Raw genomic sequence first — 12,320 nt, 5'->3', positions numbered from 1 at the left:
CTGTCGCGAGAGCGGGAGGCGATCGGCGAAGGGCAGTGACATCCGGGGCTCATTTCGTGACGGGGGCCGCGAGGACCGCTGTCGCGGGCCTTCGACGGCATCGGCGGGACAGCGCGTGGCGGCGGGCCGGCCGGGCACGAGCCGCCTACCCTGGAAACCATGGCCAGATCCCATCTCACTCTAGCCGCGCTGGCCACCTCGGCCGTCGAGGGCCTCGACGTCCGCTCCGCGCGCCCCTTCACGTCCTCGACGCACGGCGACTTCGACTCCGCCCTGCTGACGACGCGCGAGGGCGCCCGCCTCGTCGTGCGCGTTCCCACGTCCGCGCTCGCGGAGCAGGAGCAGCTCGGCGACCTCGTCGCGCTCCGAGCGCTGACCGCCGGCATCCGCAGCCGCCTGCCCTTCGATCTGCAGGAGAGCGTCGGGCAGACGCCGTTCGACGGCACCCGCGCGGTCGTCTACGAGTACCTCGAGGGAGATCGCGTCCTCATCGACGACGTGGCCGCGCAGAGCGGGCTCGCGGACTCGATCGGCCGGGCCGTCGGGGCGATCCACTCGCTCCCGGTGTCGTTCGTCCAGGAGGCGGGCCTGCCGATCGCGACCGCGCGCGACAGCGTGAACGAGACGGTCGCGGTGATCGAGCGCGCGGCCGACACCGGCCACGTCCCGGCGGCGCTCGTCGCGCGCTGGGAGTCGGCCTCCTCCGACGAGGCGCTCTGGCAGTTCGACCCGACCGTGGTGAACGGCTCGATGACCGCCGACTCCTTCCTCCGCTCGGGCGACGTCGTCGCGGCCGTGCTCGGCTGGGCGGCGCTGCGGGTCGGTGACCCGGCGCGTGACCTGCACTGGCTGCTGAGCGCCCCGGGCTCCGAGACGGCGCTCTCCGCCTACTCCCGGATGCGCGCGGGAGCAGTGGACCGCACGATCCGCCAGCGCGCCCAGCTCTACGCCGAGCTCGAACTCGCCCGCTGGCTGCTGCACGGCACCGAGACCGACGACTCCGCCATCGTGGACGACGCGGTCGCCATGCTCGACACGCTGGTCGACAGCGTGCTGGGCGACCTCTCCGCGCCCCTCTCGACCGACACCGGCCCGGTGCTGGAGGTCTCGGAGGTCGAGGAGCTGCTCAACCGCACGCCGGGAGCCCGCACGGGCTCCTCCGCTCACGGCCGCGGGCTCGCTCCCGTCGCCGAGGAGAGCGACTCCGCGAGCTCGCGCTCGGAGTAGAACCGCTCGGGCCGCAGCACGAGGTCGTCGGCGACGAAGTAGAACACGGCGTCGACGCTCTCGAGCGGCACCCCCCGCCAGCGCGAGTAGGCGAGCCGGTACAGCGCGAGCTGGAACTGCTTGAGCTCGAGGTCGGCGGCGTCCTTCGGCGCCCGCCCGGTCTTCCAGTCGACGATCTGCACGCCGTCCTCCGTCGGGTACACCGCGTCGAGCTTGCAGACGACGACGTGGCCGGCGAGCTGGAGGTGGATCTCGATCTCGACCGCCTCCGGGCGCCGGTCGGCCCACTCCGAGCGCTCGAACGTGGCGATCAGGGCGTCGAGCCGCTCCTGCTCGACGGACGCGGGGCCGGTGTCGTCGAGCTCGTCGGGGAAGGTGTCGACCGCCTCCGCCCCGCCCTGGACGCCGAAGCGGTTCTCGACCCAGGAGTGGAAGGTCGTGCCGAGCCGGGTCTGCCGGTAGGGGCGCTCCGGCATCGGCCGGCGCAGCTGCGCGGCGACCTCGTCCGGAGTGCTGACGATGTCCTTGAACCGGGAGGCGGGGATGCGGGTGGGCAGCGGCGTGCGCTCGCCCCCGGCCAGCCGCACCGCCCGCTCGGCGAGCAGCAGGCGGATGTCGTCGCCGCGCGCTCCGAGCAGAGCGGGCTCGGCGCTGCGGACCCGGGCGGCGGCGGCGCGGACCCGGTCGCCGCGGGAGCCGAGCGGATCGTGGGGCCAGCGGAACGTGCGCGGGGCCCGCTCGAGCGGGTTCTCCTCGTTCGCGGGCTCGGTCGGCAGCGCCGGAATCGTGCCGGCCTCCTCGAGGTCGCGGAGGAAGACGCCCGGTCCGCGGGGCTTGGCCTGGCCGGCCCACCACGAGCCGCTGAGCAGGAGGTGGTGACGCGCCCGCGTGACGGCCACGTAGGCGAGACGCCGCTCCTCCGCCTCGTTGCGCTCGCGGAGGGTGTCGCCGAACGCTCCGATCGCGTCGACGACCTCCTTCTGCGTGCTGCAGCCGCGCCAGGCGAGATCGGGGAGCTCGGCGGCGTCGCCGCGGAACGCGTAGGGCATCGCGCCCAGTCTGACCCACCCGCGGAAGCCCTCGACCGGCGTGCCGGGGAGCTCGCCGTCGACCATCCGCGGGACGGCGACGAGGTCCCACTCCAGACCCTTGGAGCCGTGGATCGTCAGCAGCTGCACCGTCCCCGGTTCCGGGTCCTCCGGTCGCGGGGCCAGGCCGTCGCGCTTGTCCGCGAGGACGAGCCAGCGGAGGAATCCGCGGAGAGAGGAGCCGGTGCCGGCGCCGCGGTCGTCCGTCTGCAGGTACCCGGCCACCGCCTCCCGGAAGGCCTCGAGGTTGGCGCGGCCGTCCCCGCGCGACTCGTTCGCCTCGACCTCGATGTCCAGGCCCAGCTCCTGCTCGACCAGGGTGACGAAGTCGAGGAGGTCGAGCCCGGCCCGGGCGCGCAGCCGGCCGAACAGGGTGCCCGCCTCGTGCAGGCGCCGCAGGCCCTCGGCGCTGAACCCGCCGAGCGCGGAGTGGTCGATCCGCCCGTCGTCGCCGGGGCGGCGCGCCGCGATGAAGTCGAGGGCCTCGACGATCGAGCCGCCCTCGCCCTCGGTGACGGACGCGCGCATCCGCTCGCGCACCTCCTCCGGGAGCAGCCGGTGCGCGTGGTCGCGCGCCGCGAGCCACGAGGCGAGGTCGCGCAGCGCCTTGAGGTCGCGGACGCCCAGACGCCAGCGGGCGCCGGCCAGGAGGCGGACGAGCTCGCTGCCGGCGGCCGGGTCCTCGACGACGGTGAGCGCGGCGACGAGGTCGGCGATCTCGGGCTGCCGCAGCAGGCCCCCGATGCCGAGGATGTGGTACCGGACGCCGTGCTTCGCCAGCGCGGCGGCGAAGCGGTCCATGTGCGCGCGCACCCGGAAGAGCACCGCGGCCGACGGCGGCTCGGCGTTCTCGCGCAGCCGCCCGGCGAACCAGGCGGCGACGTCGTCCGCCTCCTCCTCGATCGTCTCGGGGAAGGTGAGCTCGACCGGGTGCTCGGAGGCCTGAGGACCCGCGCTCAGCGTGTCGACCGCGACCGCGCTCCCCGCCGACAGCGGCTCCACGATCGCGTTCGCGGCGGTCAGCACACGGCGGCCGTTGCGCCAACTCGTGCTGAGGGAGAAGCGGCCCGCTCCCCCGAAATCGGTGCCGAAGCGGCCGAGCCCCTCGGCGCTCGCACCGCGCCAGCCGTAGATCGACTGGTGCGGGTCGCCCACGGCCATCACTCCCTGCCCGGCGAAGAGCCGCGAGAGGAGGCGGGTCTGCAGCACGGAGGTGTCCTGGTACTCGTCGAGGAGCACCACCCGGTACCTCGCGCGGTGCTCGTCCACGATCCGCGGCACCCTGTCGACGATCCGCAGCGCGAGGGCCACCTGGTCCGAGAACTCGACGAAGCCGCGCTCGGCCTTCGCCTCCTGGAACCGCTCGGCGAGCGCCGTCAGCACCGGCAGCGCGCCCACGGCCTGCAGCGCCTTCTCGAGCTCGCGGTAGAGCCCCGAGCCGCTGCCTCCGCGCGGCAGCTCGCCCAGGCGGAGGAAGTCCTCGGCGAACGCGGCGACCGCGGCCGGATCGGCGAGGTTGTCGGCGAGGTCGTGCGCGAGCGAGACGACGAGGTCGGTCAGCCGGTCGATGCCCGCCTCCACCTCGAGGATGCGCGGATCGGCCGTGTCGGCCACGACTCCCCGCGCGAGATGCCAGGCGGAGGCCTCGGAGAGCACGGTCGCATCCCCCTCGCGGCCGATCAGGGCTGCGTTGTCGCGGAAGATCGTGTTCGCGAAGGCGTTGTAGGTCGAGACGGTGGCGGCCTCGAACGGGTCGGGCGCCGATTGCCCGGGCGCGAGCGGGAGCAGGCCCGCCGCGCCGAGCTGGTCGATCCTCCGCCCGATGCGCTCGCCGAGCTCGGCCGCCGCCTTGCGGGTGAAGGTGAGGCCGAGCACCTCCGACGGCGCCGCGTGGCCGTTCGCGAGGAGCCAGAGGACGCGGTTCGCCATCGTCTCGGTCTTGCCGCTGCCGGCACCGGCGACCACCAGGGCAGGCTCGAGCGGCGCCTCGATGACGGCGCGCTGCTCGGCGGTGGGCGGGCGCAGGTCGAGGCGCTCGGCGATGGTCAGGGCGTCGATCACGGCAGCTCCTCCTCGAGTACGGCGGAGGGGTCGGGGTCGGCGGGGCCGGAAGGATCGGCCGGCGCATCGGGACCCGGCTCCTCGGAGTCCTCCAGGTCCGCTGTCTCGTCGACCTCGTCGATCGCCAGGAGTCCGTCCCCCGGGACCTCGGGCACCGCGTGGATGCGGTACCGCAGGGCGTCGCCGGGGGAGAACGGGGTCGCGTCGAGCAGGCCCGAGAAGCCCGCCGCCGCCATGCCCAGGGCCGCGGCGCGGACGCGATCGCGCAGCCGCTCCAGCTCCTCCTCGCCGAAGCGCTCCTGGACCACCTCGCGGTACGGCTTCCCGCGCACGCCCGTCGCCACGAAGAGCAGCTTCGCGCCTCCCCCGTCGGCCGGGTCGGCCGCCTCGATCGCCCCTTCGGCGACGGCGAGCTGATAGCTGCCCAGCTGCGCGTGCTCGGCGATGTCGTCCTTGCGGGGAGTGCTGCGGCCCGTCTTGAGATCGACGATCGTGACGGAGCCGTCGGCCGCGCGCTCGACGCGGTCGATCGAGCCGCGCACCCGGGCGGGCGGGACGTCGAGCTCGAACTGCTGCTCGCGGCCGAGCACCACGCCTCCCCCGCGCTCGAAGTCGGCGAGGTAGCCCGCGAGGCCGTCGATCAGCCGCCGTGTGACGCGCTTCTGCCGCTCCCCCAGCCAGGGCGACTCGAAGACCAGCTCGGGCCACCGCGACTCGAGAGCCGCCCACAGCTCCTGCGGATCGGGCCGCTCGGCGTTCTCGAGGACCCAGTGCACGAGGGTGCCGACCCCCATCGCCGTGCTCGTCGTGGAGCCGGAGACGGCGTCGACGAACCAGTCCAGAGGAGACCGCTCGAAGGCCTCGAGCCGGCTCGGCGAGACGGAGACGGGCCGCTCGGGGTCGCCGACGTCGAAGAGCGGCTCCGTGGTCGAGGGCTCGAGCACCCCGGACCAGGAGGAGGGGTCGGCGCCGGGGACCTCCGCGAGCGCCAGGGCGCTGAGCCCTCGGATGGCGGCGGGAGCCTCGGTCGAGTCCGGTGTGGTGGCGGTCCGGCGCAGCGCCGCCACCGCCCCGCGCAGCGTGAGCGGCACCGCGGAGGCCGGATCGAGCCGCGGCGCGTCCGGCGGGGTGAGCCGGAAGAAGAGGGAGGGCGTCTCGTCCTCGCCCGCGACGGCGCTGAGCACCAGCTGCCGCCGAGCGCGCGAGGCGGCCAGTACGAACATCCGGAGCTCGTCGTCGAGAGTGGCCTTGCGGGCGTCGAGCGGCAGTCCGCCCTCGCCGCGGGCGTGCCGCAGCAGGCCGTCCGGATCGAGCAGCGAGCCGCGCTGGCGGAGGTTGGGCCAGACGCCGTCCTGCAGCCGCGCCACCACCACGACGTCGAACTCCAGGCCGACGACCGAGGAGGGCGTGCCGATGAGGACCGCGTCCTCGACGGAGCGCGGAGCGAGAGTGTCCTCGGGCACCTCCGCCTCGAGGATCTCGGTGACGAAGCCGACCGCGGAGTGCCCGGTCGCCCGCTCCACGAACCGGCGCGCGGCGCTGAAGAGGGCGACCACGCCGTCGAGGTTGCGGTTGGCCTCGGCGGCGGTCAGGCCGGTGCCGAGGGCGAGCTCGCGCCAGGAGGACGCGACGCGGCTGGACTCCCACGCCGACCACAGGAGCTCCTCGATCGAGCCCCCCTCCTCGTGCAGGCGGCGGACCCGGTCGATCGTCACGGCCAGCCGCTCGGCCTGCCGGGCGGGAGCGGAGTCGATGGTCGCGAATCGGCCGGGCGCGGCGAGGGCCTCGACCAGCAGCGGGTCGCTCGCGCGGATGCCGCCGCCGGCCAGCTCCTCCGCCCGGAGCGCGAGCCGGAGCCTGCGCAGCCCCAGCCGGTCGACCCCGCCGAAAGGGCCGAGCAGCAGCTCCGCCGCGAGCTCCGCATCGAGGGGCCGCTCGCCGATCGCGACGCCGACCAGCACGAGCAGCGCCCGGGCCGCGTGATCGTCGCGCAGCGCCCGTCCGGCGAGCACGGAGCGGGTCGGCACCTCCGCCACCGCGAGCGCCTTCACCAGCGGCTGGACCGCGGCTCCGGAGCGGACGACGACCGCCATCCGCCGCCACGCCACTCCGTCGCGCAGCCGCCGCTCGCGCAGCAGCCGCGCCACCGTCGCCGCCTCGCGCGCCGCCGTCGGGGCGTGCAGCACCAGGACGGGCGCCGGGCCCGCCTCGGGGGCCGGAGCCGCGACCGCCGCCCGCTGCCGGCCGGCCGCCGCGGTGCCGATCCGCTCGGTGGCCGCCGACACGACCGCCCGCAGCGCGGCCGAGTGGCGGTGCACCCGAGCGAGCACCAGCGTCTCGACGTCGGACGCGCCGATGCTCGCGGCGAACCGGCCGAGCGTGTCGGAGGCCGCGCCGCGGTAGGCACTGGTCGCCACGTCCGGGTCGCCCAGCGCGATCACGGTCACCCCGCGCTCCGTCAGCGCCCGCAGCAGCACGAGCGTCGACTCGCTCGCCTCCTGGAGGTCGTCGACGACGACGAGGCGCAGCGCGTCGATCCGCTCGCCGCCCTCGCCGGCGCGGATCGCCTCGGCCGCATAGGCCGCGAACTCCGCCGCGTCCAGGCGGGTCCCCGCCTGGGGCGCCATCCACTCGACCACCTCGCGCAGCTCGTCGAGCACGTCGGCCGCCGCGCTCCACTCGCCGCGCTCGGCGTCGACCCCGAGGGCGCGGATCGCGTCCGAGTCGAGCCCGTGCTCGGTCGCCCGCATCCCGAACTCGCGGAGCTCGGTCCGGAAGGTCCGGAGCCGCAGCACCTCGGGGCTGAACTCCTCCGGCCACCGCGGGCCGGTCCCCTCCTCGAGGTGGCCCTCGACGAGCTCCGAGAGGAGGGCGTCCTGCTCGCCGCCGGTCAGGAGGGTCGGCCGCTCGAGGCCGCGCTCCTTGGCGGAGGAGGTGACCGCCTCGAACGCGAGCGAGGTCGCGGTCCGGGCGAGCGGGCCCCGGGTCGGCACTCCCAGCCGCAGGGCGAGCACGTCGCGCAGGGCGGTGGCGGCGGTGCGGCTGGCCGCGAGCACCACGACCGACTCGGGCGGGTACCCCCGCTCGAGGACGCGCTCGGCGACCAGCTCGACGACCGTCGTGGTCTTGCCCGTCCCCGGCGCCCCGAGCACGGCGGCGCTGCGGCCCTCGGGCAGCGCGAGCACCGCGCGCTGGGAGTCGTCCAGCACGACCGCGGGCTCGCCCGGGAGCGCCTCGCCGACGGAGGCTGCGGTGGAGGGAGCGGGGGTCGCGGGAGCGGTCACACGACCACGGTAGCCACCGGGTCCGACACTCCCGCCCGTCCCCGCCGGGGAGCCCCGGCCGCCCGCTCCGCTCACCGCGAAACCGGCGCGGTCGTCCGAGCACGGTCCCGTATCCTGACACCCTCGTCCCCTCCCGAAAGGCACTGCTGGTGGAAATCCGTATTGGAATGGTCAACACCCCGCGCGAGCTCAACTTCGAGTCGTCGATGTCCGTGACCGAGGTCGAGAAGACGGTGACCACCGCTCTCGAGGCCGGCACCGCCGTCCTCCGCCTCCGCGACGAGAAGGGCAAGATCTACATCGTCCCGACCGCCACCATCGCCTTCGTCGAGGTCGGCTCCGAGGAGTCGCGCCGCGTCGGCTTCGTCGCCTAGAGCGTCCCGGGCGGACACGTCGTGGAGCTCCTCTTCATCACCCTGTTCGGGGTCCTGATCGGTCTCGCCGCGCGCTACGGGCTGCCGCACCGGCACCTGCACGGCTCCGTGCTGGTCCCGGCGATCGGCGGCCTCGTCGCCGCAGTCGTCTGGGTCGCACTGACCTGGGCGGGCCTGCCGTGGGACGGCGGCCTGATCTGGGTCCTGTCCCTCGTCGCGACCGCCGTGGTCGTCGTCCCGGTCGGCCTCTCGCTCGGGCGCAGCCGCGCCCGCCGCGACGAGGCCTCCCTGCAGGCGATGCTCTCGGGACGCGTCGCCCCCTGATCCGAGCCGGAGGCGCGGGAGTCCTCGGACTTCCGCGCCTCCGTCGTTCCGGATTCCGGGGCAGTGCGACGCCGGGAACCGTCAGGCCGTGAGCCCCAGCGCGTCCATCCGGCGCGTGTGCGAGGCGATGAGCTCGGTGAACACCGGCTCGATCCGCGACTCGTCGGAGTCGTGGTTGCCCGACCCCATCAGCGCGGAGCGCGCCACGAGGAGGGTGTCGCCCACCAGGCGGCGGCCCCAGACGGCCAGGCGCGAGCCCAGGCGCTCGTCCGCGGCGATCTCGCGGCGGAGGATCGCGATCACGCCGTCGACGCCCGTGTCCGCGCCGAGCGTCTGCGCGATGCGCGGCCCCACGTCGGTGGGCAGCCCGCCGGTGAGGCGGATGAAGAAGTCGTCGAGCAGGCCCGCCGTGATGTACGCCGAGAGCAGCGTCTCGTGGAGGTCCGCACCGCGGGTGAGCCGCTCGAAGGTGTCGATCGCGGGGCGGAACGGAGTCATGGCCTCGCCGGGCTCCACGTCGCGGCGGCGCAGCTCGGCGACGACCGCGTGGTGCTTCGCGAGCGCCGTGCCGGCGGCGGAGGAGATGGCCTCCTTGTCCGCGAGGTCGTCGGTCTCGGCGACGGCGCGCGCCAGCACCTCGAACACCGCGAGCTGGAGGTAGGCGACCTGGCCGAGGTAGGGCAGCACCTCGGGGGTGAGGTCGGCGAGGTCGACGCGGTCGCGCTTCTGGCTCGACTCCCCGCGGGGCGTCAGGCGGGGCACCTCGAGCAGGGGACGTCGACGTCGGAACCAGGCAGCCATTTCCTCAGCATAGGGCGCCGGAGGAGCGGGGTTCCGGGGCCGGCGGGGCCGGGAGCAGTAGACTCGCCGGGATGTCACCGGCGCTGGATCGGTGACCCTGCGCCCGGAGTCGTACAGGGGCGTAGACCGTTCGACACGACAGGCGCTTCACTCCGTGACTTTCTCCGATCTGAACATCGACGACGACATCGTCGCCGCACTCGCCGCCAAGGGCATCCTCGAGCCGTTCCCCATCCAGGAGCAGACGATCCCCCTGGCCCTGCAGAAGCAGGACATCATCGGCCAGGCCAAGACCGGCACCGGCAAGACCTTCGGCTTCGGCCTCCCCCTCATCCAGGCCCTCGGCACCGACCCGGAGCCGGGCGTCAAGGCGCTCATCGTCGTCCCGACCCGCGAGCTCGCCGTGCAGGTCACCGAGGACATCGAGCTGGCCGCCTCCAACCGGCCGACCAAGATCGTCTCGATCTACGGCGGCAAGGCCTACGAGGGCCAGATCGAGCAGCTGAAGGCCGGCGCGCAGATCGTCGTCGGCACCCCCGGCCGCCTCCTCGACCTCGCCGGGCAGCGCCTGCTCTCGCTCGCCAACGTGCAGGTGATGGTCCTCGACGAGGCCGACAAGATGCTCGACCTGGGCTTCCTCTCGGACATCGAGAAGCTGTTCGCGCAGACGCCGCCCACCCGCCACACCATGCTCTTCTCGGCGACGATGCCGGGCGCGATCGTCGCGCTCGCGCGCCGCTTCATGAACAAGCCCATCCACATCCGCGCGACCGACCCCGACGAGGGCATCACGCAGGCGAACATCAAGCACATCGTCTACCGGGCGCACTCGCTCGACAAGGACGAGGTCATCGCGCGCATCCTGCAGTCCGAGGGCCGCGGCAAGACCGTCATCTTCACCCGCACGAAGCGCGCCGCGGCCCGCATCGTCGAGGAGCTCAACGACCGCGGCTTCAACGCGGCGGCCGTGCACGGAGACCTCAACCAGGAGCAGCGCGAGCGCGCGATGGCGGCGTTCAAGGCCGGCAAGAAGGACATCCTGATCGCCACCGACGTCGCCGCGCGCGGCATCGACGTGAACGACGTCACCCACGTGATCAACCACACGATCCCGGACGACGACCAGACCTACCTGCACCGCGTCGGCCGCACCGGGCGCGCGGGCAAGACCGGCATCGCGGTGACCTTCGTCGACTGGGAGGACCTGCACAAGTGGGCCCTCATCAACCGGGCGCTGGAGTTCGGCCAGCCCGACCCGGTCGAGACCTACTCGTCGTCGCCGCACCTCTACACCGACCTCGACATCCCCGCGGGGACCAAGGGACGGCTGAAGCCGACCCCGATCCCCGCCGAGGCGAAGGCCGACGCGCGCCCGGACCGGGGCGAGCGCTCCGACCGCGGCGAGCGCTCCGAGCGGGGCGACCGGCCGCCGCGTCGCCGCACCCGCTCCGACTCCGCCGACTCGACCGCTCCGCAGCAGACCGGCCCCGCTCCCTCGAGCGAGAGCAAGGAGCACCACGACGGCAACAGCGAGCCGCGCCGCCGCACCCGGTCGCGCCGCCGCTCGCCGCGCCCCGACGCGCAGGCCTGAGCCTCCGCGCCCCGAGCCCGTCCCCCCGCGATCCGTCGCGGGAGGGCGGGCTCTCGGCGTCTCAGCGGCTCTCCCGCGACTCAGCGGTGTCCCCACGCGACTCAGCGGCTCTCCGCCCCTCAGCGGTCACGGTGATCCGGCGGCTCTCCGCCTGTCAGCAGCTCTCCGCGACTCAGCGGGCGGAGGAGCGGATCGCGTCGACGGTCGCGCGCGCGGTCGTGTTCTCGCCCAGGCGGTTGGGCTTGCCCGTGCCGTGGTAGTCGCTCGAGCCCGTGGTGACGAGCGAGTACTGCTCGGCGAGCTCGCGCAGGCGGCGCTTGCCGTCGGCCGTGTTCTCGCGGTGCTCGACCTCGAGGCCGAACAGGCCGGCGTCGACGAGCTGCGGGAGGATCGACTCGACCGCGATCCCGCGGGCGCTCGCGGCCGGGTGCGCGATGACCGGGACCCCGCCCGCCGCGCGGACCAGGCGCACGGCGTCGACCGGGTCGGGCGCGTAGTGCGGGCGGTAGTAGCCGCCGCGCCAGTCGAGGATCCCCGCGAAGGCCGCGGAGCGGTCGGTGGCCAGGCCGCGGGCGACGAGCGCGTCGGCGATGTGCGGACGCCCGATGGTCGTGCCCGGGCTGGTCTGGGCGAGGACGTCGTCCCAGGTGAGGTCGTAGTCGGCCGCGATCGCGGTGACGATCGCCTCCGCGCGGTGCGTGCGGGCCGAGCGGATGCGCGCGGTCTCGGCCACGAGCCCCGGATCCGCCGGATCGACGAGGTACGCGAGGACGTGGACGCTGGCCCAGCCGACGCGGGAGGAGAGCTCCATGCCGGGCAGCAGGTCGATGCCCGCCTCCTCGGCCGCGGCGAGCGCCTCGGCCCAGCCGCCGGTCGTGTCGTGGTCGGTGAGCGCCACTCCGGCGAGCCCGGCCGCGGCCGCGGCCCGCACCAGGACGGCCGGAGCCTCGGTGCCGTCGGAGACGACGGAGTGGGTGTGGAGGTCGTAACGGCCCCCGTCGACATGCATGCGCTCATCGTAGACGCGCCGCCTGCGAGCCCTCCGATGCCCTAGTAGCCTGGGCGGCGATGGGGACGAGACTGGTGAAGACCGCGGTGGCGGTGATCGTGGCGATCGCTCTGCTGGTGGTCGCGGCGCCCGGCTTCTTCGGGATCGCCCGGGAGGCCCCCTTCGCCCAGCTGGTGCCGTTCCGGCTCGCGACGGGCGCGGCGGCCGTCGGGCTCGCCGCTGTCCTGGTCGTGATCGCGGTCCTCGTCGCTCCGGTCAGGCGCCTCGCGCTGGCCCTCGCGGCGCTCGGCGTCGTCTTCGCGCTCGTGCTCGCGGGAGTGCAGGGAGCGCGGGGCTACGACTCCGCCGCTCCGCGCGCCCACCGCCTCGCCGACGTGCGCCTCGCGACCTGGAACGTGCTGCACGACGGCGTGCCCGTCGACACGATCGCCTCGCTCGCCCGGGAGAGCGCGGTCGACGGCATCGCCCTCCTCGAGGTCTCGCAGACGCACGCGCAGGACGTCGTGAACGCGCTCAGCGCCCAGGGGATGTCGATGACCCTCCACTACGCCGGGTCGGGCG

At 74.5% G+C, this 12,320-nt stretch carries 9 protein-coding genes; 5 read left to right on the top strand and 4 right to left on the bottom strand.

Annotated features, from left to right (window positions below; genetic code table 11):
* The first annotated feature begins 159 nt into the window (after window positions 1-159).
* Window positions 160-1,227, top strand: coding sequence for a phosphotransferase (locus C5D04_RS16265; RefSeq protein WP_104224838.1), 1,068 nt, complete (start codon window positions 160-162; stop codon window positions 1,225-1,227).
* Here the strand turns inward: C5D04_RS16265 and C5D04_RS16260 are convergent.
* Together C5D04_RS16260 and C5D04_RS16255 are read right to left on the bottom strand one after the other, a co-directional pair.
* A complete protein-coding gene (locus C5D04_RS16260) occupies window positions 1,164-4,376 on the bottom strand; it encodes an ATP-dependent DNA helicase (protein WP_104348026.1) in 3,213 nt (1,070 codons plus the stop codon). The two genes, C5D04_RS16265 and C5D04_RS16260, sit on opposite strands and share 64 nt — an antisense overlap.
* Window positions 4,373-7,660: an ATP-dependent DNA helicase gene (locus C5D04_RS16255; RefSeq protein WP_104325802.1), complete on the bottom strand. Its 3,288-nt coding sequence runs from the start codon at window positions 7,658-7,660 to the stop codon at window positions 4,373-4,375. Before C5D04_RS16255 ends, C5D04_RS16260 begins: the two co-directional genes overlap by 4 nt.
* Before the next feature lie 149 nt (window positions 7,661-7,809).
* Here C5D04_RS16255 and C5D04_RS16250 point away from each other — a divergent pair, with 149 nt between their 5' ends.
* The gene (locus C5D04_RS16250; RefSeq protein ID WP_104224841.1) at window positions 7,810-8,034 is read left to right on the top strand and encodes a DUF3107 domain-containing protein; all 225 of its coding nucleotides are present in this window, start codon (window positions 7,810-7,812) and stop codon (window positions 8,032-8,034) included.
* Window positions 8,035-8,055: 21 nt separating this feature from the next.
* A complete protein-coding gene (locus C5D04_RS16245) occupies window positions 8,056-8,358 on the top strand; it encodes a hypothetical protein (protein WP_104226942.1) in 303 nt (100 codons plus the stop codon).
* 81 nt (window positions 8,359-8,439) lie between these two features.
* Here the strand turns inward: C5D04_RS16245 and C5D04_RS16240 are convergent, their stop codons facing one another.
* Complete coding sequence (locus C5D04_RS16240; RefSeq protein ID WP_104224843.1) at window positions 8,440-9,159, bottom strand: ferritin-like fold-containing protein; 720 nt, start codon at window positions 9,157-9,159, stop codon at window positions 8,440-8,442.
* Window positions 9,160-9,313: 154 nt separating this feature from the next.
* Between C5D04_RS16240 and C5D04_RS16235 the strand changes: the two genes are divergently transcribed.
* Entirely contained in the window at window positions 9,314-10,750 is a 1,437-nt protein-coding gene (locus C5D04_RS16235) for a DEAD/DEAH box helicase (RefSeq protein WP_104224844.1), read from the top strand.
* Window positions 10,751-10,922: 172 nt separating this feature from the next.
* On the opposite strand, the gene C5D04_RS16230 is transcribed toward C5D04_RS16235, so the two are convergent.
* Window positions 10,923-11,759 carry a PHP domain-containing protein gene (locus C5D04_RS16230; protein ID WP_104224845.1) on the bottom strand — a complete coding sequence of 279 codons (837 nt, stop codon included), beginning with the start codon at window positions 11,757-11,759 and terminating at the stop codon, window positions 10,923-10,925.
* Window positions 11,760-11,818: 59 nt separating this feature from the next.
* On the opposite strand from C5D04_RS16230, the gene C5D04_RS16225 reads away from it, so the two are divergent.
* The coding region (locus tag C5D04_RS16225; protein ID WP_219815038.1) for a hypothetical protein at window positions 11,819-12,320 on the top strand (502 nt) is incomplete at its 3' end.

The organism is Rathayibacter sp. AY1D2 (genome assembly GCF_002932695.1).
In the GTDB taxonomy this organism is placed as follows: domain Bacteria; phylum Actinomycetota; class Actinomycetes; order Actinomycetales; family Microbacteriaceae; genus Rathayibacter.
Note: the sequence above shows the minus strand (reverse complement) of the source record. Positions and strands in the feature narration are given on the sequence as shown.

What these genes read in the sequence shown, in the direction of transcription:
- C5D04_RS16240 (WP_104224843.1), bottom strand. Translation starts at nt 9,159, where the DNA reads ATGGCTGCCTGGTTCCGACGTCGACGTCCCCTGCTCGAGGTGCCCCGC.
- C5D04_RS16265 (WP_104224838.1), top strand. Translation starts at nt 160, where the DNA reads ATGGCCAGATCCCATCTCACTCTAGCCGCGCTGGCCACCTCGGCCGTC.
- C5D04_RS16230 (WP_104224845.1), bottom strand. Translation starts at nt 11,759, where the DNA reads ATGCATGTCGACGGGGGCCGTTACGACCTCCACACCCACTCCGTCGTC.